We start from the raw sequence: 23,694 nt of genomic DNA, 5'->3' as shown, positions 1-23,694 counted from the left end.
GAAGAAAAGCGATGCGCAGAAACGCACAGGCTGCCAATTGTGGTGGCTTTTCTCGTTGTGTGATCGTGGATGCTGAGTAGAACCGGACGGGTAGGACCGTCATCTCCTTCACAATGAAGCGGGAGCACTGTGTGCTCCAAGCAGGGTGGTACCGCGCTATAGATAGCGTCCCTGCGGCAGCGAATGCGATAGTGAAGGAGATTTTATGACCAACCAGGTAGGTGGCGTGTATCCCAAGGTGGACATGTCTGGTGGTTCCAATCGTTTCCCAGATATGGAACGAGAAGTTCTTAATTTTTGGTCTTCAGATAACACATTCCAGGCTTCTTTAGAGCAGCGTTCTGATTCCCCAGAGTATGTATTTTATGACGGCCCTCCCTTTGCTAACGGACTTCCACACTACGGGCACCTGCTGACCGGATACGTCAAAGACATCGTTCCGCGTTATCAGACTATGAAGGGCAAGCTCGTCGGGCGCGTTTTTGGTTGGGACTGCCACGGACTTCCAGCTGAGCTCGAAGCGGAAAAGCAGCTCGGTATCAAGGACAAAGGCGAAATCGAGTCGATGGGCTTGGAAGCCTTTAACGATTACTGCGCGAAGTCCGTTTTGGAATACACCCAAGAATGGAAAGACTACGTAACTCGGCAGGCACGCTGGGTCGACTTTGATAACGGCTATAAAACCATGGATCTAGATTTCATGGAGTCGGTCATGTGGGCATTCAAGGAGCTTTATGACAAAGGCCTGATCTATCAGGGATTCCGGGTCTTGCCTTACTCGTGGGCTGAACACACGCCGCTGTCCAATCAGGAAACGCGTTTGGATGATTCCTACAAGATGCGGCAAGATCCAACCCTTACGGTGACTTTCCCTATCACTGGGGTCGTCGAGGGAACGTCGGCAGATACCTCGCTCGTTGGTGCTTATGCGCTCGCATGGACTACTACTCCTTGGACGTTGCCTTCCAACTTGGCTCTCGCTGTTAATCCGGGCGTGAACTACGTTGAGGTGAAAGTAGGCGAGGATGGTGCCGAGGCTATCCGTGGCCAGCGCGTTCTTCTGGCGGAGGCTCTTATGGGGGCCTATGGCAAGGAGCTTGGAGAACACCACGAGGTACTGGCGGTTCACACTGGTGCGGACCTCGTTGGCCTAAAGTACCAGCCGATCTTTGACTACTTTGCAGATACGGAGAATGCTTTCCAGATTCTTGCTGCAGAATATGTGACCACTGAAGACGGCACCGGCATCGTTCACCAGGCACCTGCATTCGGTGAAGACGATATGAACACCTGTAAAGCCAACGGTATCCCCACAGTGATCCCGGTGGATATGGACGGAAAGTTTACGTCGCTAGCACCTGAGTATGAAGGTCTTTTGGTCTTTGATGCCAACAAGAACATCATCGCTGATCTCAAGGCTGCGGCTAGAGTTGTACGCCACCAGACGATCGAGCACTCTTACCCGCATTCGTGGCGTTCCGGGGAGCCTCTTATCTACATGGCGTTGCCGTCATGGTTCGTGGAGGTGACTAAGTTCCGCGACCGTATGCTTGAGCTGAACAAGGACATCGAGTGGATGCCCGCGCACATCCGGGATGGCCAGTTTGGCAAGTGGCTTGAAGGTGCTCGCGATTGGAATATCTCGCGTAACCGCTACTGGGGTTCGCCTATCCCAGTGTGGGTGTCCGATGATGAAAACTATCCGCGTATGGATGTTTATGGTTCTTTGGACGAGCTGGAACGCGATTTTGGTGTGCGTCCCACCTCGTTGCACCGTCCGTTTATCGACGAGTTGACGCGCCCTAACCCAGACGATCCAACAGGAAAATCGATGATGCGTCGTGTGCCTGAGGTGTTGGACTGCTGGTTTGAATCAGGCTCCATGCCTTTTGCTCAGAAGCACTATCCGTTTGAAAACAAAGAGTGGTTCGATAGCCATTCCCCGGCGGACTTCATCGTGGAGTACTCGGGCCAGACTCGAGGTTGGTTCTACACGCTGCATGTGTTGGCTACCGCGCTCTTTGATCGTCCTGCCTTTAAGAAGGTTGTGGCGCATGGCATCGTCCTTGGCGATGACGGAACAAAGATGTCCAAGTCTCGTCAGAATTACCCCAACGTGAACGAGGTCTTTGATCGCGATGGTTCTGACGCTATGCGTTGGTTCCTCATGAGCTCGCCGATCCTGCGTGGCGGTAACCTAATCGTCACCGAGCAAGACATCCGCGAGGGTGTACGCCAGGCGCTTTTGCCGATGTGGAACGCCTACTCTTTCTTGCAGTTGTATTCGTCGAAGCCTGCCGAATGGTCTGTCGATTCCACAGATGTCTTGGACAAGTACATCTTGGCAAAGCTTCACGACGTCGTCCGCGGCGTCGGCGAAGCCCTCGATAATACCGATATTGCTCAAGCATGCGATGAGGTCCGCTGGTTCTGCGATGCTTTGACCAACTGGTATGTGCGTCGTTCGCGCGAGCGCTTCTGGGCGGGTGACGATCAGCACCCAGAGGCCTTCAACACCTTGTTTACCGTGCTGGAGACTTTGACCCGTGTCACGGCTCCGCTGCTTCCGATATCCTCTGAGGTGATCTGGCGCGGACTGACCGGCGAGCGCTCAGTGCACCTGGCGGATTTCCCCAAGGCAGAGGATTTCCCGGCAGATGCTGACCTTGTCCGTGCTATGGATGAGATTCGTGGCGTATGTTCTGCTACGAGCTCGGTGCGCAAGGCTCACAAGCTGCGTAACCGCCTCCCGCTGCCTCAGGTGACGGTTGCATTGCCGGATTCGCAGCGCCTTGAGCCGTTTACGTCGATCATCCGTGATGAGGTCAACGTGAAGAACGTCGTGCTCACCTCCGACGTCGATGCCGTTGGGCGCTTTGATGTAGTGGTCAATGCCAAGGTTGCAGGACCTCGCCTAGGTAAGGACGTGCAGCGGGTGATCAAAGCAGTGAAATCTGGCAATTATGAGCGCTCTGGCGACGTCGTTGTTGCGGATGGTATCGAGCTGAATGCTGATGAGTTCACGGAACGTCTAGTCGCTGCGGATCCAGATTCAACGGCTCAGATAGATGGGGTCGACGGCCTGGTAGTGCTAGATATTACTGTGGATGAGGCCCTGGAAGCGGAAGGCTGGGCTGCGGATGTTATCCGTGGTTTGCAGGATGCTCGCAAGGCTTCGAACTTTGAAGTCTCAGACCGCATCACTGTGGAGCTCTTTGTCCCTGAAGAGAAGAAAGAGTGGGCTGATCGCCATTCGGCACTTATCGCCGGTGAGGTGCTAGCGACTGCTTTCACCGTAACCGTTGGTGGGGAAGGCGCGCATAAGGTCATAGAAGCTGTGACCGCAGATGTCGCAAAAGCTCAGTAATAACAGCGCATAAGAAAATATCCCGGACGCATAACACCCCCTTGTGTCCGGGATATTTCCTGTGGTGGTACCTGCAGCGTCTACTTGCGCTTTTATAGATTCGACACACACGTTTTATCGAACTAATGTTTGTATTTATGAGGCGTTGGGTACTGCACATAGATATGGATGCGTTTTTCGCATCCTGTGAGCAGCTGACGCGACCAACGCTGCGTGATAGACCGGTTCTTGTCGGAGGGGTGTCGGGCAGGGGAGTTGTCGCAGGTGCCTCCTATGAGGCTCGGGCGCTGGGCGCTCATTCCGCGATGCCGATGTACCAAGCAAAAAGGCTTGTTGGTTTCCGTGGCGTTATTGTTGCCCCGCGTTTTGAGGTCTACCGGGCGGCTTCGCACCGAGTTTTTGAGATTCTGCGTTCTGTGGGTGGGCTAGTGGAGCAAGTTTCTGTGGACGAGGGGTTTATGGAGCCAGAAGAACTCCAGGGGGCAACGTCTGCAGAAGTCATGGAGTGGGCGCATGAGTTGCGCCGGATAATACGACAGGATGTTGGGCTTCCGGCCTCCGTGGGAGCGGGATGTGGAAAACAATTTGCCAAGATCGGTTCGGATCAGGCTAAACCGGACGGTGTTTTTGTCGTGCCGGCGGAAAAACATGGAGAGCTGATTCTTCCTTTACCTGTGGGCGAGCTGTGGGGCGTGGGCCCGGTAACTCGCACAAAGCTCAAACAGTTGGGCGTGGAAACAATCGGAGACCTAGCCGCAATGACACAGTGGGAGGTGGATATTAGCCTGGGAACAACGGTCGGACGGGCACTGTGGATGATGGCGCGCGGCGTAGATGATCGCCCGGTAGCTCCGCGGGCTGAGGCTAAGCAAATATCAGCAGAACACACGTATCCGAAAGATCTCATGAATGTTCCCCAAGTGGATGATGCGCTGCGGCGTGCCGCGGATGATGCGCACAGGCGGCTGCTTAACGACGGCCGAGGCGCGCGGACGGTAACGGTGAAACTTCGCATGGCGGACTTCCACATAGAATCGCGATCGGCTACCTTGCCCTATGCCACTGATGATCGGGATACGTTTCTAGCAACGGCGATGAAGCTGGTGCGCTACCCGGATGAACTGGGGCCGATACGCCTTGTGGGCGTTAGCCTTTCCGGTCTGGAAATAGCTCGTCAAGATGTGCTATTTCCCGAGATCGACAGGGAGATCGTTCAGCGTGATTCTGACTTTGAAGTGGGAGTATCTGGGGCAGTGTCCAAAGAAAGCGCTGATCAACAGGAAACTGACCTAAAAGATACTCACCACGATGATCTTGTAGAAGAATCCCCACGGTGGCGTGCAACCCAAGATGTTTGGCATCCTGAGCTGGGCCACGGTTGGATCCAAGGACTTGGGCACGGGAAGATGACCGTAAGGTTTGAAACACGTACTACGGGGATCGGCAAGGTGAAGACTTTTGATCTTGATGATTCCGAGTTACAGCCTGCCGATCCTGTGGCAAGCCTTGATTGGGATGTAGCGGATTTTTAGAAAAGAGTTGCCGGATGCACGCCTGTAGCCACAGCAATGGCGAGCAGTACTCGTGCTTGGCCAGCCCGGAAATACGTTGAGCTGATTGCGCTCTTTGCGGCAAGGGTTGCTCCGCCACCGGCCCCGCCGTAAGCGCCGAAGACCTCGCCGCGTGGAACCCGAGTTGTTATAACAACGGGTATCCCGGCGTCGAGGGCAGCTCCGAGGGCCACTCCCATCTCGGTCCCCACATTTCCTGCGCCCATTGCCTCAACCACTAACCCTTGGGTTCCAGCATTTACCGCGGCGTCGACAAGCGTGGCTGGCGCGCCGGGGAAGGCCGGGATGATATCGACGCGGACGTCGGAAAGCTGCGTGGGGCTCACTGGATCCGCGCGCAACGGCTCCTCGGGGCCGTTGGTGGCAAAAGCGAGGGCATCGGAGGTGTGCCATTTCATACAACCGCGAGCCGGCAGCACCGCATGACCAAAGACAACCAGAACTCCGATGTCGCGAGCAGAAGTATCGCAGGCCACCATGATTGCTTCAAAGAGATTGCCTTGTCCGTCGGACTCGGGGTGATCGAAAGGAAGCTGAGCACCAGTGAGCACGATGGGGTTCGGGCTGGTGTGGAAAGTATCCAGTGCTATGGCTGTTTCCTCCATGGAGTCCGTGCCATGGGCGACCACCACGCCAAGAACATTGGGCTCTGCCAGAGCCTTGTGAGACTCAGCGACTATGACATCTATGTCGGTAAAAGTCATAGATGCGGAATCAAGACGATGCAGCTCGCGTACTTCTATGTCCACGCTTCCGCTGAAGCGAGGCGCGACATGCGCGATTAATTCCTCACCAGAAACCGTGGGGATAAGTGCACCATTGGGGTCCATCGTGCAGGAGATGGTTCCTCCTGTGGTGAGAACGACAACTTTTCCAAGTTCTTCATGAGCTGAGGTCATGTGCTCAAGACTGCCATATTGCGGGAGACAGCTGTGTTTACGTGACCATGTTGACGTGAGATTTTTTTCAATGAGCGCTAGCATTCATGAGATACAACCCTTGTTCGCCATGTGGGCAGGGGAGCTAGGAGAGCATTCTTTGCGACGTATGCGGTCTGCGTTAAATGGCCGTGTGCTTTTGCTCATGATGCACTTCTGGTGACCTTGTGCAGGCCTCTGCGCATGGCGGACCGGTGACGGGCAGCAGCTTCTGCCGCTCACAGCCAATTCCGCTATAGTGCAGGGTTCGTGCCCGAGTGGACATGATCGGAAGTTCTGCAACCGCAGAATACAAACCATTGTGGCTTGGTGTGCGTGCCTTAACGGCGAACCAAACCTAGGAGTATTTGTGAAGCTAAAGAAGATCGTGGCAGTTACCCTTGCAGCAAGCGCGGGTCTCGCCCTTTCCGCTTGTTCCAGCGACGACAAGGGCTCGTCGAGTAGCTCGTCTGCGTCTAAGAGCACCTCATCTGCGGCCTCAGAGGCTGCGCCGGCAGAACTTCCTTCTGCTGAGGACCTCAACGCTATTTTGGCCGTGGCAACAGATCCCAATGCGCCAGTAGAAGAAAAAGTAAAGACTGTTCAAGGTGGAGAGACCGCGCCTGAGCTGTTCCAAACCATGACAGCATCCAAGCAGGAATCAGGAGCCGATTTCCACGTGGTTCCTCCGATCCTCCCTGGCTATACTCCTAACTCGGTGCTGGCTACGGTGAACTTCACACTGCCAGGTAAAGAAGCACAACCAGCAGAGAACGTGGAATTCATCTACGACAACGGTATGTGGAAGCTGTCCCAATCGTGGGCTTGTACCTTGATCACCAACACTGTGGCTCCAGAACAGGTTCCTCCTATGTGCCATGATGCTGCGGCACAACCGCCTGCGCCAGAAGCACCCGCTCCTGCGCCGGAAGCCCCTGCACCCGCACCAGCGCAGTAAAGCAGCACGCTAAAGCTTGAGCACACAGCTGCTCAGCGTTCATGACATACAGCACTGCCGTCGCCCTCTCGGTAAGAGAAGCGACGGCAGTGCTGTATTTTCTTGTATTCCCCTGTCCAGTATCAGTGAGTAGGAGAGAATTCTAGAGCGCTTGTGGAATCTTGGATTATGCGAAGATCTGAATTCTCTTGCCCGTAAACTACCCGGGTAGTCAGGGCTAGGGTGCCCATGGGAAGCGGTTTTTTAGATCGACGGTAAGACGTCCTGTGCTGGTTGTATGAGAACTGAGGACTTCTAGGGACGTGCCGTTTTGCTCAAGTGCTCCTAGCACGGGGCGTTGTTGGACGTCTACGTCGAGTACAACGGAATCCCCCTGAGCTTGCGCCAAGGTAAAACGCATCGTTTGTAAAAACGCAGAGTCGCCGTTGACCCGTGAATCAACTGTCCATACGGCGCCCTCGCCGATTTCCTCCGTGGGGAAAATGACGGGTAGGGACGCAAGTTTGAGCAAAAACGGTTCTACAATGGCACGGCCCGGTGTCGGTTGCGTCGACGGGTGCGGCGACGTTGACGGAGGACACCTGGCCAGATTTTTTAGCAAACCAGCCAAGACGAAAGCCTTTAGCGGTGTTTACTTCTTGTGCGACCTCAAGCTCGTCATATGTGGGGTCTGCAAAAGTCACCGAAACTGAACGTGCTCCGTTATCATTTTCCACCGAGGCTTGAACCGGGGATTTTAAGTAGTGGATGTCGCCCCCGGAGGGCGCGGTGGTGTCAAAGGTTCCTTGCTTACGGGCCTCTTGATGGAAACCATCGGAGATTTTTACTGCAATTTTTTGGGAGTTATCGTGTGTGGTCTCCAGATCTTGGTATTCGTAGATCTTTTTGTCTGAATTGCCAGAATTAAGGACAGTAATCTTTGGGGCGTCGACTTCCAGGCCGATTGCTCGTTCAACCGGGGGAGTGTCAGGAGACTTCTGGTTACTGCATGCCACAAGCGTGCTGCCAGCTAAGAGGCAGGACAACATAACAGCTAGTGGGCGCTTGATCATGTGCCGGTTTTGCGGCTGATCGGAGGGGGATAAGCTGACAACGGGGGGAGTCTTTTGGTGATCAAACACAGGTCCACTGTACAGATCGCGTGTGTTCGGTTGGAACTTTTACCGGTGGGTTTGCCAAGATAGAAGGCGTGACTCGAACAGACAGGAGACAGCGGGGCCCGATAGGTACCGACAATCAACGCACATTCATCGTTACGATGGCCGCCATCAGCATCAGTATTGCAGCGGTGGATCAGGCGTCTAAAGCGGCAGTATTGCATTTCCTTGGTAACGGCCAGCCATTAAAGCTCATTGGTGATTGGTTCCGTTTCCGCCTCCTGTTCAACCCAGGCGCCGCGTTCTCCCTAGGCGAAAACGCGACGTGGCTTTTTACCTGCATTCAACTCATTTTTGTTGTCGGCATCGCGTGGTATGCACCAAAAGTGCGCGATGGCTGGACTGCCGTGGCTTTGGCGATGATCGCCGGAGGCGCGTTGGGTAATCTCATCGACAGGCTATTCCGCGAGCCAGCGTTTTTTGTTGGTCACGTTGTGGATTTCATCTCCGTGGGGAACTTCGCAGTTTTCAACGTGGCTGATAGCGCCATAACGTGCGGCGTGGCTGTTTTCTTTGTAGCGATCTTGTTGGAGAGTAAACGAGAAGCGCAGCAGCTCCAACGCAACGAGGATGAGGTGATTGACAATGCGTGAGCATCGTTCGCTCCCTGTTCCTGAGGGGCTAGCAGGCATGCGTATCGACGCAGCACTGTCCAAACTCCTCGGCATCTCGCGCACGGTCGCCGCAGATTTAGCCACAGCTGGCGATGTGCTTGTCGACGCCACCCCCGTGGGGAAATCGGACCGTATCGCCGAGGGACAGTGGCTGGATGTGACACTGCCGGAGACAAAGGATCTCACTCCTCGCGAGGAACTCGTCGAGGGCATGGACATCCTGTATTCCGATGATGATCTGATAGCAGTCAACAAACCGGTGGGAGTGGCAGCGCATCCTACACTTGGGTGGGAGGGGCCTACTGTGATCGGTGGGCTGGCCGCCGCAGGCTTTAGGATTTCTACCTCGGGCCCTCCTGAGCGCAAGGGGATAGTCCAGCGTCTCGACGTCGGCACGTCTGGCGTCATGGTGATTGCTGCCTCTGAACGCGGCTATTCAGTTCTTAAGCGAGCTTTCAAAGAGCGCACGGTGTCTAAGACATATCACGCGCTAGTTCAGGGACACATGGATCCTTTCACAGGCACCATCGATGCCCCGATCGGCAGGCATCCGTCGGCAGGCTGGCGTTTTGCCGTGACCAGTGATGGAAAACATGCGGTGACGCATTATGAGACTCTGGAGGCTTTTGCGGAAGCTTCACTGCTCAAGATCCACTTGGAGACCGGACGTACACACCAAATTCGTGTGCACATGTCTGCGCTGCACCACCCATGTTGTGGCGACCCCATGTATGGGAGCGATCCCAAGCTTTCGGAGAGGCTAGGCCTCATTAGGCAATGGCTTCACGCAGTTTCGCTCGGCTTTCATCATCCTGCTGATGGTCGCTGGATGGAGATAACATCGCCATACTCCGATGACTTGCAGCACGCGCTCGATGTTTTGCGGGAAGACTAGTAGTTGCTTGCTGTAGCGGCGCACGTTACCGTGCCGTAGTGTTCATCTACGCGTTAACATTGTGCAATGGACCACGTGGATAAAGGCCGGATGGTTATCGCGCTTGTGAGTATTGCTGCGCTCATGGCTGCTATCGCGATTCTGGGGCAGTCGGATAAGACCAGCAAACCGATGAACATTAACGGCGACCAATTGGGTATGGAACACTCTGAGAGCCTTGACCACTATGTCTCTCGGTCACGAGAATCATTATCTGACTTTGAAGGAAAGGCATTTGCCTTAGCGACTTTTCGCGGGCATTTCAGCGTAGCGGAAATAGGTTCTGTACTGGAGAAAGCGGGTATTGAGCGAGTCAATGCAGTAATTTCTGGCGGAGCTACGGCCATTGAACTTCCTGAGCCCATCCAGGGCGTCAACCGGGCTTCAGTGCTTACACAGCAGATTGTTATGCGGGGTGCGGACGAGGATGATATCCGTTCGGTCGTTGTGTATGACAACGTGAAGGCATTGCAGAAACTGCAAGAAGACCCGAAGATTCTGACCGTTGAGGCTTTGCCTCCTGATGCTGCTTGGGGGCGTATCGGAATCCGCCCTGTAAACCTTTAAACCTGGGCAGTGGGAGGCGTCGAGAGCTTTTTAACTTTCCTGCGCCATAGCGCGAGATCTGTGAGGTAAATAGCTACAGAAATCCAAATGATCACAAAACCCACCCAGCGGATGGTGTCCAGCTGCTCATTGACTACAAACACTGCCCACAACATTTGGAACGTAGGGGTCATATATTGCAGCATTCCAATGGTAGAAAGCGGAATGAGTTGTGCGGCGATACCAAAAAGGAGCAACGGAACTGCCGTGACTAATCCAGCGCTGATGAGCAACGCCGAGTGCTGCGGTCCATGAGAGAAAAATGTTCCTGTTCCTGTGGCTTCAAGATAACCCACATATGCCAGAGCTACTGGCATGAGGATGAGAGTTTCTGCGGTTAGCGATGCTGCAGGGGATAGGGACAATCCCTTTTTTACTAGCCCGTAGAAGCCAAAGGATGCGGCCAGAAGCAAAGAGATAACGGGAACGTGTCCTCCCACGATGCTGAGTAGAAGCACCGCGATGGTAGCAACTATCACGCTGAGCGTTTGGAGCTTTCTTAGACGTTCCGCTAAGAAGATGACGCCGAGGAGAACGCTTACTAATGGGTTAATAAAATACCCGAGGGCCGCATCCGCCACGTGTTGGGAATTGACAGCGATGACATAAATGAGCCAGTTAGCGGCGATGAGTACTGCTGCAAGCGCAATGCGTGACCATGTGGACACACTTGCGTTGCGCAACTCGCGCCATTTTTTAGTGACTGTGATGACAATGGCCATGACCACTCCGGTCCAGATGATCCGGTGGGCGATGATTTCTACAGGGGCCGCGGGGAGGAGCAGCGGGAAGTATGCGGGGAAGAGACCCCACAAGAGATACGCCAAAAAGCCATAGAGCATGGGGGAATCCTAACCTCTCCCATTGGTCGGACGCACCCGATAGTGCCGGTAGCGGACCCAGTTGGGGGTCGGGCAAGCGAAACGGGAACAGTGATATTGAAATTGAAGTTTAATAACGAACGTGGTGGGGCGTTAAAATATCCCCTGACCTGGCATGAGGCGATTTAAATAACAAGGCGCTACACTGACTGGCTATGGCCAAGAAATCCTCTTTCGTACATCTGCACAATCACACTGAGTATTCGATGCTCGACGGCATGGCGAAAGTGGATATGCTTGCCGACGAAGTCGTGAGGCAGGGGATGCCAGCTGTGGGTATGACAGACCACGGCAACATGTTCGGATCGGATGCTTTCTACCGAACTATGAAGAAAGCCGGAGTAAAACCAATTATTGGTATCGAGGCGTATATGGCTCCGGACTCTCGATTCAACAAAACAAGGGTTCGGTGGGGCGAGCCACATCAGAAGTCCGATGACGTCTCAGCCTCCGGCGCATATCTGCACCAAACTATGCTGGCAGAAAATGCCGAAGGCCTCCGCAATCTTTTCTATCTGTCATCGATGGCATCCTATGAAGGGCAGCTGGGTAAGTGGCCACGAATGGACGCAGATCTGATAGCCGAGCACGCCTCCGGCATTATTGCAACCACCGGATGTCCCTCCGGAGACGTACAGACTCGCTTGCGCCTAGGGCAATTTGATCAGGCGCTCGAAGCCGCCGCCATGTGGCAGGACATTTACGGCAAAGAAAATTATTTCTTGGAGCTCATGGACCATGGCCTGGAGATCGAAAACCGGGTTCGCTCGGAGCTGCTGGAAATCGGGCGAAAGCTTGATCTTCCGCCATTGGTCACCAACGACTGCCACTATGTTTTGGAATCTCAGGCGCAGGCCCACGAGGCCATGTTGTGCGTGCAGACCGGAAAAACGTTGAGCGATCCCGACCGATTCAAGTTTGACGGGTCTGGCTATTACATCAAGACTGCAGAACAGATGCGGGAAATGTGGGACTCTCTTGTGCCTGAGGCCTGCGACAACACTTTGTGGATTGCAGAAAGGGTCCAGGATTACGGTGAGATTTGGGAGGAGCACACCCACGACCGTATGCCCATCGCAGATGTGCCAGAGGGCCATACGCCGACATCCTGGTTGCATCATGAGGTTATGGAGGGACTCCGCGTTCGCTTCAACGGCGGGGAGGTTCCGCAGTCCTATATCGACCGTGCTGAATATGAGATTTCAGTGGTTGATATGAAGGGCTACCCCTCCTACTTCCTCATCGTTGCGGAGCTGATCAAACACGCCCGATCCATCGGTATCCGAGTAGGCCCTGGTCGTGGTTCTGCCGCAGGTGCCTTGGTGGCATACGCGTTGACCATTACCAATATTGATCCGATGGAACATGACCTTCTTTTTGAGAGGTTCTTGAACCCTGAGCGGCCTTCCGCGCCCGATATCGATATCGACTTCGATGATCGTCGTCGCGGTGAAATGATCCGTTATGCTGCTGATCGTTGGGGAGAAGACAAGATCGCCCAAGTGATCACCTTTGGAACGGTGAAGACCAAACAGGCGCTTAAAGACTCAGCTCGCGTGCAGTATGGACAGCCTGGCTACCAGATCGCCGATCGCATTACAAAGGAACTTCCTCCCGCGATTATGGCCAAAGACATTCCGCTATCCGGGATTATGGATCCCGAGCATCCCAGGTACGGGGAAGCCGGGGAAGTTCGAAATCTCATTGAGACAGACCCCGACGTTAAAAAAATCTATGACACTGCTCGCGGACTAGAAGGCGTAGTACGTCAGGCGGGCGTCCACGCTTGTGCCGTCATTATGGCCAGCGTGCCGTTGTTGGAGCATATCCCGATGTGGAAGCGTGCCGCAGATGGGGCGCTTATTACCGGATGGCCGTATCCTGCGTGCGAGGCCATCGGCCTGCTGAAGATGGACTTCCTAGGGCTGCGTAACCTTACGGTTATCGGTGACTGCATCGAGAACATCAAGATCAACCGGAAAGAGACGATTGATCTTGAGGAACTGGCCACAGATGACCCCAAGGTGTATGAACTGCTGTCCAGCGGCGATACGCTCGGTGTTTTCCAGCTCGACTCGGGCGGCATGCAAGAACTGCTCAAACGAATGCAGCCCACGGGCTTCCACGACATCGTGGCGTCTTTGGCTTTGTATCGTCCTGGCCCCATGGGTGTGAATGCGCACTGGGATTATGCGGACCGAAAGAATGGTCGTAAACCCATTGAGCCTATCCACCCTGAGCTTGACGAGCCGCTGCGTGAGATTCTTGATGAAACTTATGGTCTCATCGTTTATCAAGAGCAGATCATGCGTATTTCCCAAAAGGTAGCTAACTACACAGCTGGTGAAGCCGATGGGTTCCGTAAAGCGATGGGTAAGAAGCAGCCTGAAGTCTTGGCTAAACAGTACGACAAGTTCCTCGAGGGAATGCTGTCCAACGGGTACTCCAAGGGCGCTGTGGACGCACTGTGGGGAACTATTGAGCCCTTCGCCTCCTACGCGTTCAACAAATCCCATGCCGCAGGTTATGGCTTGGTTTCTTATTGGACTGCGTATCTGAAAGCCAACTACACAGCTGAGTATATGGCGGCGCTGCTGACGTCTGTTGCGGATAAGAAAGACAAGTCTGCCATCTACCTATCCAACTGTAGGCACCTGGGCATATCGGTGCTCTCACCGGACGTTAACGAGTCTCGTTTGAACTTCCTCCCCGTAGGAAACGATATCCGTTTTGGCTTGGGGGCTGTGCGTAACGTTGGTGAGGACGTGGTCAACTCGATCGTGAAAGCCCGCCAGGAAAAGGGCAGCTTCTCAGACTTCTCGGATTATCTGGACAAAATCGATACCGTTGCGTGCAACAAACGCGTGACAGAATCTTTGATCAAGGCTGGCGCGTTTGATTCCTTGGGACACCCGAGGAAAGGCTTGTTGCTCATCCACGAGGACGCAGTTGATTCCGTCATTAGCACTAAAAAGGCGGAAGACAAGGGACAATTTGACCTCTTCGCCGGATTCGGCGGCGATGATGACTCAATGAGCAATGCTTTTGCCGTGCAGATTCCAGAGGCTCAATGGGATAGAAAGCACCAGCTCGCGCTAGAACGAGAGATGCTTGGACTGTACGTTTCTGGGCACCCGCTCGATGGATACGAGGAAGCGCTAGACGCTCAGACAGATACTCAGCTGACAACGATCCTGGCCGGTGAGTTGCGTAATGGCGCAGAGGTACAAATCGGCGGCATTATTTCGAGCGTTGACCGTCGTTACTCTAAAAAAGATGGCTCCCCTTGGGCAATCGTAACCATTGAGGATCACCATGGTGCCCAGGTGGATCTGCTGGTGTTTAACAAGATCTACGCGATAGTTGGACCCCAGATTGTGGAAGACAATATCATCCTGGCCAAGGCACACGTCTCAATCCGTGATGATCGTATGTCGCTGTTCTGCGATGACCTCAAGGTCCCTGACCTTGGCCCGGGCAATGGAGCAGGGCTTCCCCTCCGATTGACGATGCGCACAGAACAATGCACCATGGCAAACATTGCGCGTCTGAAAGACGTGCTGGCTAATAACAAGGGCGATTCTGACGTGTACCTCAACATCGTTCATGGCGATGAGGCCACCGTGATGATTCTTGGTGAACATTTACGGGTTAACCGCACAGCAAGCCTGATGGGGGACTTGAAGGCCACGATGGGCCCGGGGATCCTCGGCTAGGAGGACGACAATTGGGGTGAACGCGAGGCAACCTTGGCCTGTGCGCACCCCAATTGTTCTCTCAATTAAAAATCACTTGAGATAACCGTCTAAACTGTGTCCTCATGACTACATCGGACAAGAAGCAGATCGCACATAGCGTTAATCATGAGGTTCATGCCGCCGATATTCAGATGGCGCAAGCACGGATTTCTGCTTCTATTGCTCCGACTCCCTTGCAGTATTGCCCACGTCTTTCCCAAGCTACGGGTGCGGAGGTGTACCTTAAGCGCGAGGACCTCCAAGACGTCCGTTCGTACAAAATTCGGGGAGCCGTGAACGCAATCTCGCAGCTTTCCGACGCCCAACGTGCGGCAGGAATCGTGGCGGCGTCGGCAGGCAACCATGCGCAGGGCGTAGCGTTTGCTTGTCGAACGATGGGGATCAAGGGACGCATCTATGTTCCTGCGGCAACTCCTAAGCAAAAGCGCGATCGTATTCTGGTCCATGGCGGAGACTCCGTAGAACTCGTGGTGACTGGGGCTAACTTTGATGAGGCGGCCGCGGCTGCGCGTGCCTATTCCGAGGAAACCGGGGCGACAATGGTGGAGCCCTTTGATAACCGAGACACCGTGATAGGCCAAGGAACCGTTGCGGCGGAAGTCCTCGCGCAGCTGACGAGTCTGGGAAAATCACTTGACTCGATAGTCGTTCCCGTCGGTGGGGGCGGGCTTCTTTCCGGAATACTGAGCTATGTTGCGGATATGGCGCCTCGTACCGCAGTGGTCGGGGTGGAACCGGAACACGCGGCTTCCATGGCTGCGGCGCTAGACAACGAGGGTCCTGTGTCTTTGGATACCGTTGATCCCTTTGTCGATGGCGCTGCGGTGAAGCGCATCGGTGATCTTAATTACCAGATCATTGAGGCAAATCTTGGGCGGCTGCACCCCATGCACGTAAGCGAGGGTGCTGTGTGCACGGAGATGCTAGATCTCTATCAAAACGAGGGAATCATCGCAGAACCAGCCGGAGCCTTATCGGTGACGGCTTTAAGGCACCTCAATCTCCCTAAAGGCCAGGTTGTAGTATGTGTGATTTCTGGAGGCAACAACGATGTCTTGCGTTATAGCGAGATCATGGAACGTTCTCTGGTGCACCGTGGACTGAAACATTATTTCCTCGTGATTTTCCCACAGGAGCCTGGTCAACTGAGGTCTTTCCTCAGCGACATTCTGGGGCCAGACGATGACATCACGCTGTTTGAATATTTGAAACGGAATAACCGCGAGACTGGCACCGCGTTGGTCGGCCTGCAACTGGGACGCGCGAGTGATCTCAAGGGGCTCTTGGAAAGGATGGATTCCTCCCGGATTGAGTGCCGTCGACTCGAACCTGGTACCGCAGAATATGGGTACTTGGTGAGTCTGTAGCGGGCCCCGTGGCTTTGAGGCAGCGTATCGCAATCGATAGTAAGAGTTGAGAGGCAGCGTTTATGTACGTCCGGCCGGTGGACCACCAGGAATTTTCCACTGAGATTGACATTAAGCGGTCTCGATTCATCACTTTTATTCGACGGGTTGCTTCTGAAGAGGAAGCGCGGAATTTTATCTCCGACATAAAAAAGCGATTTCCTGATGCACGCCACCATTGCAGCGCCTATATCTACCATGTCGAGGGATCAAATCCCGTAGAGCGTTCGAGCGACGACGGCGAACCATCGGGTACCGCGGGAACCCCCATGCTCGATGTGCTGCGGGGAAGCGGAATCCTCGATGTTGCAGCGGTAGTTGTGCGATATTTCGGCGGCACAAAGTTAGGCGCCGGAGGCTTGGTTCACGCTTATTCAGGCGCGGTGTCTGATTGCCTGGCTCAGGTGGCAACTGTGCAGCGACATAAAAGAGAGCTCTATTCTGTTGATTTCAACCACGCGGATGCCGGGCGTTTTGAAGCTGAGCTGCGTGCGCGGCACGTGGCAGTCGTGGACACCCAGTATTCTCACCGTGTGACATTAACGTTGGCTGTGGACCCTGGCCAGCGGGAATTCCTTGAAAATCTGCTGGCCTCGTTAACCCAGGATGGCGCGCGGCTATGCGACGCTGGCATCGCATGGATTGAACAGTCGCATTAGTGGGCTATTTTTGCCCAAGCTTTGTAGAATCTTAAAGCATGACTATGCAACCTCGTCCTTATAACTCGATTGAGCAGCGTAAACAAGATGTGCGTAAGTACACCCGGAATGCAGCAGTAAGCGTTGTCGGCGGTGTTGCTGGTGGCCTCGCAGTTTTTGCCCTGACGTCCTCTACGTTTCTGCTCATTGTCGGGTTGATTATCGCGGTAGTTGGCGGCTGGACTAACTGGTCTAAGGTGCAAAAGATCGTGAATCATAAGGACAATTACTAAACAACCGGTCTAGGCGACCTGATGAGGAACAGGACAAGCACGTGAGCGATGGCAAGCCAGTGCGTATCGACGCATGGGTATGGGGCAGTACGTCTGATAAAAACTCGGTCTCTTGCCTCTGAGGCTTGTAAAGCTGGCCACATCAAGCTCAACGGATCTGCAGTAAAACCATCGCAGTCGGTGGTGCCTGGGGATCGCGTTCGAGTATGGGTAGATCATCGTGAATACGATGTTGAGATCACAGAGTTAATCCGTAAACGGGTGGGGGCGGCTATTGCCCGCAACTGCTACGTAGATTATTCTCCGCCACCTCCGCCCAAAGAAATTCTTATGTCGATGCCTCGACGTGACCGGGGTGCAGGGCGTCCTACCAAGAAAGAGCGGCGTGAAATCGACCGTTTACAGGGACGCGCATAATTGTGTACTCGATAAAGTAAAAGGGTGGTGGAAAACGTAGTTTTCCACCACCCTTTTACTTGCTAACTAGAATCCCCAGTTAGGAAGCGGGAAATTGATCCCCAGTGGGCGGAAGAAATCGGCGATCGATAGCGCCCAAACGGAAATAAAATCTGCGAGAAGCGGAAAATGGGTAATGATCGATGTGCCCATGAGGAAAACTCCTAAGGTTCCATTGTTGCGGCTGCCTGTAAAGCAGCATTGTACACAAGCCAGCCTACGTGCCTGCGGACTCATGTCAACTATGGAGATGTAAGCTCAGCCTTGCTATGTGGTTCCGAGTCATCCAGAATACGTGCTGCCCGCATTGCGTGGAGGCGCTTGCGTAAGCGGGGTCCGCGCTGACGTGGATACTTTCCGCTCTTTCCCGTCGCATTGATATGTTCATCGTGGTATCTGCGTAGCAGCAGGTCGTCGATGATTCGCACCTGTCCAGGCTGGAATTGATAGTTCAATGAGCGTCTTACAGCATCTATGTCAGGGTCATTGAGGAGATCTCGTAGCTTTGTCGCAGTAGTAATACCGTGAGCAAAGAGCAATTCTTCCAACCACCGATAGTCTTCGATGCGCGATTGTGGGAAGCGATTTCCTACCAGCATGGCGATAACACCGGGCAGTGTCTTAGCACTGAGCTCAACATCTAGATCAGTACTGTGATGGTGGCCTGGATCCTGGATAGCTGCGATTTGATCAAATTGTTGGTCAGCCAGCTCAATGAGTCCAGCGGCAAGGGTGAAGGCCCTGTCCACCTGAGGATCCAAACCGCCAGACCGCTTGTAGCGGACATCATGCTCGAATTCTGCCCACGCATGTTGCAGCACTGTCCGGATTTGGACTTCAAAAACAAAGCCGTGGTAGCCGGCAAGATCTTCAATTCTATGGTCGACCTCCAAAATTAGGTGGTGGGAACCATAGCCAAAACTGCCAGATACTCTTGTTTGTGCGGCTTTATCCACGGAACGGTGCACGATAAAGACATCTGCGAGGGCCTCAATAATTTGAGGGATTTCCGTTGAATGAAGCGTGGTGATCCGGACACCAATCACATCGTGGATATCGACCCACGGCTCTGGATAGATAAGGTGTCCATCGGAGTTTTTCTTACGCGCTTTAGTCCGTAAGGACTGCCATTCTTTTAGCCGGACGCTTACGCGATCATAGGTGAGGCCGGCGTCGGCAAGCACTTCTTCAAACGCTTCCCGAAAGTCAGCTTCTGCATGGGGATGCTGGTTAGTGAAGTCTCTGTATCGCGCACTGAGTTTTGAGATGAACTTGTTAGGCATGGCGTTACGAGTTCCTTCCTCTGGTCTCGATGAGGCGATGACGAGTGACCCACTATGCGGGGAGCGAAGTGGCCGGCGATCTACCTTATCAGGTAGCCGAATCTTTGGTTTATAACACCATACTCTGTTTCAGAAGTCGTGACTAAGCCGCAAAGTGATCGACATGCTCGGGAAAACCTGAAGAGCAGACCACCCCACCTTGCTCCAGGGGGTGCTCAAAAGTGGTGAGCCATGTCGCAAGCTTTGGGCAGTTTTTACTGCGAGGAACTGCAATCAAGGTTGTGGGAGTAGGGCAAAAGAATACGGGTGCTTCTCTGATTTTCATGTTGATGTGATGGTTGAGGAGGACAAAGGTGCGCGGTTGCGCCAACCAGCTAGTGACTGGCCCGCTACCTGCCGCTATGTGAAGTCCGGTGGTCGGCTGTTTCACGAGTCGGGAAAGATCTCTCGTATGAATCGCTATACCGTGTGGTGTGCGGGCGGTGTCGATGAGATTTGTAGCGGCATCATTCCATAGCTGCCGGATTGTTTTGCCCAGCGAGTGCAACGAGCCCTGTCTGAGCAGTTGGCCATTGTATTTTAAACTCGCAGATAAACCGGAGGACAACGCGATAATCGCTGGAGCTCGATCAAAGTACGGGCTAAACATCTCATACGATAAGGTCTCTGAGTTGTCACGGCTACGAGTGAGATGCACTGTGACAGTGCCGAGACCAGCTTCCGGGTTCCTAGATGGAGGATGTAGCCTCTGCAGCTTAGAAATCATACTCGTTGTCATAAAGTCTCCCCCTGACGCACAATTTATGCCGCGGTCATAAGCCTGACGGTTTTTATAGCGCAGTTGTATATAGCTTTTGTGTGATTCGACGTAATACGCCGGGGGAGAGGTTCCCTGCGTCATGCAGTACCCCCTAGACGGAGGGAACCTACTAGTTAAGCAACGTGTTGTTTAAAACGGCGGTTGCTCGTCTGGCGCATCTAGTCCGAGCTGTGCAAAGAGATCCTCAGCTGTCCAGATCTGAATATTTTGTCCTTTAGCTATTAGTTCTTCAGCGCGTTTTTGTTTGGACGTTATAGATGCCCAAGGACCGCAGACAAGAATAGTTGTCTTTTTGGTCACATTTTTGCCAATTGTTCCGCCTTGCTCGGCGATGCCGTCCCAGAGTTTTCCTTTATCAAAGGGCTCAAAATCGCCAGTGAGCGTGACATTTTGTTGGTAGAGCCTGCCGTGCGGATCAGCGTCTGGGTTGGGTTCGGGGATAACTTCCGGGGTTGCAGCTTTCGCCCATGGCGTCTGTGCCTTTCGCTTCTGAGGCGCAGCGGTTTTTGTCGCAGCGTGCGTTTTCCCTATCGGTGGTTGCGTAGCACTGGTGGCAGCGGACTCTACCAGGGACGCAGAGGGCTTTTTCTTGAGCACCGGATACACGCGTTGAGCAGAAAGCTGGCCTTGAGTGAAACCGAGCGCCGCGCAGACATCGACAAAGCTTCCCTTGACGTCGGCTTTTTGTGCGAGTTTTATGATAATTCCTGCACAAGCAGCTGCGTCTGCAGTGGCATTATGATGATTGGTCAAATCCACATTGAGATGCTTGGCGACGGTAGGAAGCTTGTGGTTGGGCGTCCCTAAATCAGCTGCACGCGACAACGCAAGCGAGCACCCGAAAGAAACAGTGGGCAGAGCCACGTTGTCAGCCTGTGCGGCACGGAAAAATGCCGTCATATCAAACTGTGCGTTATGCGCTGCGAGAGGAAGGTCTCCCGTAAAACTGAGCATCTCAGCGAAGCACTCAGAAAACGGCTGGGCTGTTGCAACATCGTCTGGGCGGATGCCGTGAATGGCGATGTTAGCCGGTGCAAAATGGTTGATTGGGGTAGGCGGTTGGCAGAGCCACTCACGCTTATCCGTGATCACGCCATCCTTTACTGTGACCACTCCGATCTGGCAGATGGACCCCCAATCGTCGTTGGCTGTCTCTACATCCACAGCGGCGAAATCCAGGCCTGGGATTGCTCGGTGCGCTGGGGCTTGGCCATTGAGGGCGGTGGTGGCGGCGGATATAAAGGCCTGTTGTTCGTCGGCCCTGTTGGGGCTGAACTCAAGCCGCACTGTATGAGAATCACAGTTGATAGTGACTATTCCGCAGTCGTATCCATCGGAAAGTTTCAATGTGGATACCGAATCGATGCTGGCCAAAGAGATAATTTTAGGTTCTGTGGCTAATGCGGTGTGCAACAACGACGGTGTGATCGCGACCTGGTCTCTATCGACGAGGACAGTAGCACCGTGCGCATGAATCGCATCTGCCATGGTGATAAAACTCCTTTAATACGAGTGCTTCCAAACCTCAGTTGCACGTATGCCCCTGCAGCTCACTGGCCAAGTGTTCTCCTATGGATGAGAACACTTGGCGGAGATGCCAGCAACATCACCTACGAGTAAGTGAGGGCTTTCCCTAGAAGCTTAGCGGGTGAGGGAAACTTTGGGCCAACATGCTGCAAAAGGACACGGCAGGCACTGCACAAACGCCAAGACTGTGCCGCATCTGGTTGCACGATGGCACGCAGATGAGGCACAGTCGTTGGAAACGATATGGGTTAAGCCCTGTTTTTATGCTCTGGAATAGTCATCGGCACGTGGAGCAGGTGCCTTGTTTTCTCCATGCGAGTCGGCTTGGGCATCATCATGCGCTGGTAGGGCTTCGAGCTGCCGGAAAAGCATGGTGGAACGAGCTGGAACGACCACGGTGTCTCCGACGCAGGCAACTTTCTCCGCGTAAGGGTAACCAGTGTCTTCCGTTGTGTCGACAATGAGCTTCCAGCTGTGCCCAAACTGTTCCGTAGGAATAGTAAATTCTATGTCCTCATGATACGCATTGAACATGAGCAGGAACGAGTCGTCTTCAATCTTTTGCCCACGGTCGTCTGGTTCTTTAATCGCCATGCCGTTGAGGTAAACCATGAGGGATTTTCCAAAAGCAAAATCCCAGTCTTCTTGCCCCATGAGCTGCCCGGTGGGCACAAGCCACGCAATATCACGATCATGAACGTCTGCGCCGAGAGGGCCACCTGCGAGGAATCTACGACGCCGGAACACCGGGTGATTGTTTCTGATACGGATTAACCGCCGCGTGAACTCCAGGAGCTCTTTATGCTCGGTGGCAAAATCCCAGTTCATCCAGGCTAATTCGTTGTCTTGGCAATACACATTGTTATTGCCCTTTTGCGTGCGCCCCATCTCATCGCCGTGCGCGATCATGGGTGTGCCCTGGCTCAGCAACAGAGTGGTGAGGAAATTGCGCCGTTGGCGGGCACGCAGGCTGAGGACTTCAGAATCGTCTGTGTCTCCTTCAATTCCGCAGTTCCACGAACGATTATGGCTTTCTCCGTCGCGTCCGTCTTCGCCGTTAGCGTCGTTATGCTTTTCGTTGTAGCTCACGAGGTCATTGAGGGTGAATCCATCATGCGCGGTGACAAAGTTGATCGATGCAGTGGGACGACGTCCATTGTTGGCATAAAGATCGGAAGAACCAGTCAAACGTGACGCGAACTCGCCAAGCGTAGAGGGTTCGCCCCGCCAGAAATCGCGGACAGTATCGCGATACTTTCCGTTCCACTCAGTCCACAGCGGTGGGAAATTGCCCACTTGGTAGCCGCCTTCGCCAACATCCCATGGCTCAGCGATAAGTTTGACTTGAGACACCACAGGGTCTTGTTGCACAAGATCGAAGAAGGTGGCAAGGCGGTCGACGTCGTGAAGCTCACGGGCGAGCGTTGAAGCAAGGTCGAATCGGAAACCATCAACGTGCATCTCCGTGACCCAATAACGCAGCGAATCCATAATCATCTGCAGCGGATGGGGGTCTCGCACGTTCAGGGAATTTCCGGTGCCCGTGTAGTCCATGTAGTGCGCTTTATCGCCGTCAACGAGCCGGTAATAAGCCTCATTGTCAATACCGCGGAAAGCAATGGTTGGTCCCATGTGGTTGCCCTCAGCGGTGTGGTTATACACCACATCCAGGATGACTTCGATCCCGGCCTCGTGGAAGGCGCGAACCATGCCTTTGAACTCGGAAACTGCGCCGCCTGGCTCCTGCGCCGCAGCATAGTCTTGCTGAGGGGCAAAGAAGCCGAAAGTGTTGTAGCCCCAATAATTGCGTAAGCCGAGGTCGCGGAGCCGATCGTCTTGCAAGAACTGGTGCACAGGCATGAGCTCGATAGCGGTAATACCGAGATCTTTGAGATAACTAATAATCGCAGGATGAGCGAGTCCTGCATAGGTTCCGCGAAGCGCCTCAGGCACGTCGGGATGCTGCATCGTCATGCCTTTGACATGCGCCTCGTAAATCACGGTTTCGTTATAAGGCGTGCGGGGTGCTCGGTCTGCGCCCCAATCAAAGAATGGATTGACGACCACGGACTTCATCGTGTGTTCGAGGCTGTCTTCGGTGTTTCGACCGAGCGGGTCATCGGGGTTGGTTACGTCGTAACTGAACAACGATGGATGTCCATCAAATTCACCAACAAAGGCACATGCATAAGGGTCGACGAGCAATTTGCTGGGATCACATCGCTTGCCGTTGGGTGGATCATAGGGGCCGTGAACGCGGAATCCATAGCGTTGACCAGGCTTAACTCCGGGGAGGTAACAGTGCCAGATGTGAGCGTCGACTTCATCGAGAATGACACGTTCCTCGTGGCCGTCTGCGTCGATAAGACAAAGCTCTATCTTTTCAGCAACATCCGAAAAAATAGCAAAATTTGTGCCTGCGCCATCGTATTTCGAGCCGAGAGGATAGTTCTGGCCCGGCCAGATTTCCCGCTGAGTCGAAGGAAGAGAGTCAGTCATGCCACTGAC

General features: G+C 53.9%; 19 protein-coding genes and 1 pseudogene. 11 read left to right on the top strand and 9 right to left on the bottom strand.

What is annotated here, in order from left to right:
- The first annotated feature begins 205 nt into the window (after positions 1–205).
- Together ileS and CBE74_RS20530 are read left to right on the top strand one after the other, a co-directional pair.
- On the top strand, positions 206–3,367 hold the full coding sequence (gene ileS, locus CBE74_RS20535; protein ID WP_087454259.1) for an isoleucine--tRNA ligase: 3,162 nt from the start codon (positions 206–208) through the stop codon (positions 3,365–3,367).
- Between the two features lie 137 nt (positions 3,368–3,504).
- Entirely contained in the window at positions 3,505–4,899 is a 1,395-nt protein-coding gene (locus CBE74_RS20530) for a DNA polymerase IV (RefSeq protein ID WP_166740993.1), read from the top strand.
- Here the strand turns inward: CBE74_RS20530 and CBE74_RS20525 are convergent.
- Positions 4,896–5,837, bottom strand: a complete 942-nt coding sequence (locus tag CBE74_RS20525) for an asparaginase (protein ID WP_166740994.1) — start codon at positions 5,835–5,837, stop codon at positions 4,896–4,898. The genes CBE74_RS20530 and CBE74_RS20525 overlap by 4 nt on opposite strands.
- Before the next feature lie 388 nt (positions 5,838–6,225).
- Between CBE74_RS20525 and CBE74_RS20520 the strand changes: the two genes are divergently transcribed.
- Positions 6,226–6,813 (top strand): WKL family lipoprotein, encoded by a 588-nt coding sequence (locus tag CBE74_RS20520; RefSeq protein ID WP_087454256.1) that lies wholly within the window; start codon positions 6,226–6,228, stop codon positions 6,811–6,813.
- 217 nt (positions 6,814–7,030) lie between these two features.
- On the opposite strand, the gene CBE74_RS24765 is transcribed toward CBE74_RS20520, so the two are convergent.
- Positions 7,031–7,201 carry a hypothetical protein gene (locus CBE74_RS24765; protein WP_225870062.1) on the bottom strand — a complete coding sequence of 57 codons (171 nt, stop codon included), beginning with the start codon at positions 7,199–7,201 and terminating at the stop codon, positions 7,031–7,033.
- Between the two features lie 49 nt (positions 7,202–7,250).
- Positions 7,251–7,934 (bottom strand): hypothetical protein, encoded by a 684-nt coding sequence (locus CBE74_RS20510; RefSeq protein WP_225871123.1) that lies wholly within the window; start codon positions 7,932–7,934, stop codon positions 7,251–7,253.
- A 137-nt stretch (positions 7,935–8,071) separates the two neighbouring features.
- On the opposite strand from CBE74_RS20510, the gene lspA reads away from it, so the two are divergent.
- From lspA to CBE74_RS20495, 3 genes are all read left to right on the top strand, one after another.
- Positions 8,072–8,563, top strand: a complete 492-nt coding sequence (gene lspA, locus CBE74_RS20505) for a signal peptidase II (RefSeq protein WP_087454255.1) — start codon at positions 8,072–8,074, stop codon at positions 8,561–8,563.
- Positions 8,556–9,479, top strand: coding sequence for an RluA family pseudouridine synthase (locus CBE74_RS20500; RefSeq protein ID WP_046096086.1), 924 nt, complete (start codon positions 8,556–8,558; stop codon positions 9,477–9,479). Before lspA ends, CBE74_RS20500 begins: the two co-directional genes overlap by 8 nt.
- Positions 9,480–9,545: 66 nt before the next feature.
- Entirely contained in the window at positions 9,546–10,085 is a 540-nt protein-coding gene (locus CBE74_RS20495) for a hypothetical protein (protein WP_087454253.1), read from the top strand.
- Here CBE74_RS20495 and rarD read toward each other — a convergent pair.
- Positions 10,082–10,966 carry an EamA family transporter RarD gene (gene rarD, locus CBE74_RS20490; protein ID WP_087454252.1) on the bottom strand — a complete coding sequence of 295 codons (885 nt, stop codon included), beginning with the start codon at positions 10,964–10,966 and terminating at the stop codon, positions 10,082–10,084. The two genes, CBE74_RS20495 and rarD, sit on opposite strands and share 4 nt — an antisense overlap.
- Before the next feature lie 194 nt (positions 10,967–11,160).
- Here rarD and dnaE point away from each other — a divergent pair, with 194 nt between their 5' ends.
- The 5 genes and pseudogenes from dnaE (at position 11,161) to CBE74_RS20465 (ending at position 17,517) form a co-directional block, all read left to right on the top strand.
- Entirely contained in the window at positions 11,161–14,721 is a 3,561-nt protein-coding gene (dnaE, locus tag CBE74_RS20485; RefSeq protein ID WP_087454251.1) for a DNA polymerase III subunit alpha, read from the top strand.
- A gap of 104 nt (positions 14,722–14,825) precedes the next feature.
- Positions 14,826–16,130, top strand: coding sequence for a threonine ammonia-lyase IlvA (gene ilvA, locus CBE74_RS20480; protein ID WP_087454250.1), 1,305 nt, complete (start codon positions 14,826–14,828; stop codon positions 16,128–16,130).
- A 62-nt stretch (positions 16,131–16,192) separates the two neighbouring features.
- On the top strand, positions 16,193–16,828 hold the full coding sequence (locus tag CBE74_RS20475) for a YigZ family protein (RefSeq protein WP_087454249.1): 636 nt from the start codon (positions 16,193–16,195) through the stop codon (positions 16,826–16,828).
- A gap of 38 nt (positions 16,829–16,866) precedes the next feature.
- Complete coding sequence (locus CBE74_RS20470) at positions 16,867–17,100, top strand: hypothetical protein (protein ID WP_087454248.1); 234 nt, start codon at positions 16,867–16,869, stop codon at positions 17,098–17,100.
- A 41-nt stretch (positions 17,101–17,141) separates the two neighbouring features.
- A pseudogene (locus CBE74_RS20465) lies at positions 17,142–17,517 on the top strand (RNA-binding S4 domain-containing protein).
- A 66-nt stretch (positions 17,518–17,583) separates the two neighbouring features.
- Here CBE74_RS20465 and CBE74_RS20460 read toward each other — a convergent pair.
- The 5 genes from CBE74_RS20460 to glgX all read right to left on the bottom strand — a co-directional run bounded on the left by CBE74_RS20460 (position 17,584) and on the right by glgX (position 23,685).
- Positions 17,584–17,709, bottom strand: a complete 126-nt coding sequence (locus tag CBE74_RS20460) for a hypothetical protein (RefSeq protein WP_014836579.1) — start codon at positions 17,707–17,709, stop codon at positions 17,584–17,586.
- An 89-nt stretch (positions 17,710–17,798) separates the two neighbouring features.
- Positions 17,799–18,839 (bottom strand): GTP pyrophosphokinase, encoded by a 1,041-nt coding sequence (locus CBE74_RS20455; protein ID WP_087454247.1) that lies wholly within the window; start codon positions 18,837–18,839, stop codon positions 17,799–17,801.
- 142 nt (positions 18,840–18,981) lie between these two features.
- On the bottom strand, positions 18,982–19,605 hold the full coding sequence (locus CBE74_RS20450) for a glycogen debranching protein (protein ID WP_087454246.1): 624 nt from the start codon (positions 19,603–19,605) through the stop codon (positions 18,982–18,984).
- A gap of 183 nt (positions 19,606–19,788) precedes the next feature.
- The gene (locus tag CBE74_RS20445) at positions 19,789–21,147 is read right to left on the bottom strand and encodes a 3'-5' exonuclease (protein WP_087454245.1); all 1,359 of its coding nucleotides are present in this window, start codon (positions 21,145–21,147) and stop codon (positions 19,789–19,791) included.
- 300 nt (positions 21,148–21,447) lie between these two features.
- Complete coding sequence (glgX, locus tag CBE74_RS20440) at positions 21,448–23,685, bottom strand: glycogen debranching protein GlgX (protein WP_087454244.1); 2,238 nt, start codon at positions 23,683–23,685, stop codon at positions 21,448–21,450.
- Positions 23,686–23,694 lie beyond the last annotated feature (9 nt).

It is taken from the genome of Corynebacterium silvaticum, assembly GCF_002162115.2.
GTDB lineage: Bacteria > Actinomycetota > Actinomycetes > Mycobacteriales > Mycobacteriaceae > Corynebacterium > Corynebacterium silvaticum.
Note: the sequence above shows the minus strand (reverse complement) of the source record. Positions and strands in the feature narration are given on the sequence as shown.

Excerpts from the sequence above, each read along its gene's own strand:
- dnaE (WP_087454251.1), top strand. The coding sequence starts at position 11,161 with ATGGCCAAGAAATCCTCTTTCGTACATCTGCACAATCACACTGAGTAT.
- CBE74_RS20445 (WP_087454245.1), bottom strand. The coding sequence starts at position 21,147 with ATGGCAGATGCGATTCATGCGCACGGTGCTACTGTCCTCGTCGATAGA.
- lspA (WP_087454255.1), top strand. The coding sequence starts at position 8,072 with ATGGCCGCCATCAGCATCAGTATTGCAGCGGTGGATCAGGCGTCTAAA.
- glgX (WP_087454244.1), bottom strand. The coding sequence starts at position 23,685 with ATGACTGACTCTCTTCCTTCGACTCAGCGGGAAATCTGGCCGGGCCAG.
- CBE74_RS20530 (WP_166740993.1), top strand. The coding sequence starts at position 3,505 with ATGAGGCGTTGGGTACTGCACATAGATATGGATGCGTTTTTCGCATCC.
- CBE74_RS20455 (WP_087454247.1), bottom strand. The coding sequence starts at position 18,839 with ATGCCTAACAAGTTCATCTCAAAACTCAGTGCGCGATACAGAGACTTC.
- CBE74_RS20470 (WP_087454248.1), top strand. The coding sequence starts at position 16,867 with ATGACTATGCAACCTCGTCCTTATAACTCGATTGAGCAGCGTAAACAA.
- CBE74_RS20450 (WP_087454246.1), bottom strand. The coding sequence starts at position 19,605 with ATGATTTCTAAGCTGCAGAGGCTACATCCTCCATCTAGGAACCCGGAA.
- CBE74_RS20500 (WP_046096086.1), top strand. The coding sequence starts at position 8,556 with ATGCGTGAGCATCGTTCGCTCCCTGTTCCTGAGGGGCTAGCAGGCATG.
- CBE74_RS20525 (WP_166740994.1), bottom strand. The coding sequence starts at position 5,837 with ATGACCTCAGCTCATGAAGAACTTGGAAAAGTTGTCGTTCTCACCACA.
- CBE74_RS20495 (WP_087454253.1), top strand. The coding sequence starts at position 9,546 with ATGGACCACGTGGATAAAGGCCGGATGGTTATCGCGCTTGTGAGTATT.
- ileS (WP_087454259.1), top strand. The coding sequence starts at position 206 with ATGACCAACCAGGTAGGTGGCGTGTATCCCAAGGTGGACATGTCTGGT.
- CBE74_RS20460 (WP_014836579.1), bottom strand. The coding sequence starts at position 17,709 with ATGGGCACATCGATCATTACCCATTTTCCGCTTCTCGCAGATTTTATT.
- CBE74_RS20475 (WP_087454249.1), top strand. The coding sequence starts at position 16,193 with ATGTACGTCCGGCCGGTGGACCACCAGGAATTTTCCACTGAGATTGAC.
- ilvA (WP_087454250.1), top strand. The coding sequence starts at position 14,826 with ATGACTACATCGGACAAGAAGCAGATCGCACATAGCGTTAATCATGAG.
- rarD (WP_087454252.1), bottom strand. The coding sequence starts at position 10,966 with ATGCTCTATGGCTTTTTGGCGTATCTCTTGTGGGGTCTCTTCCCCGCA.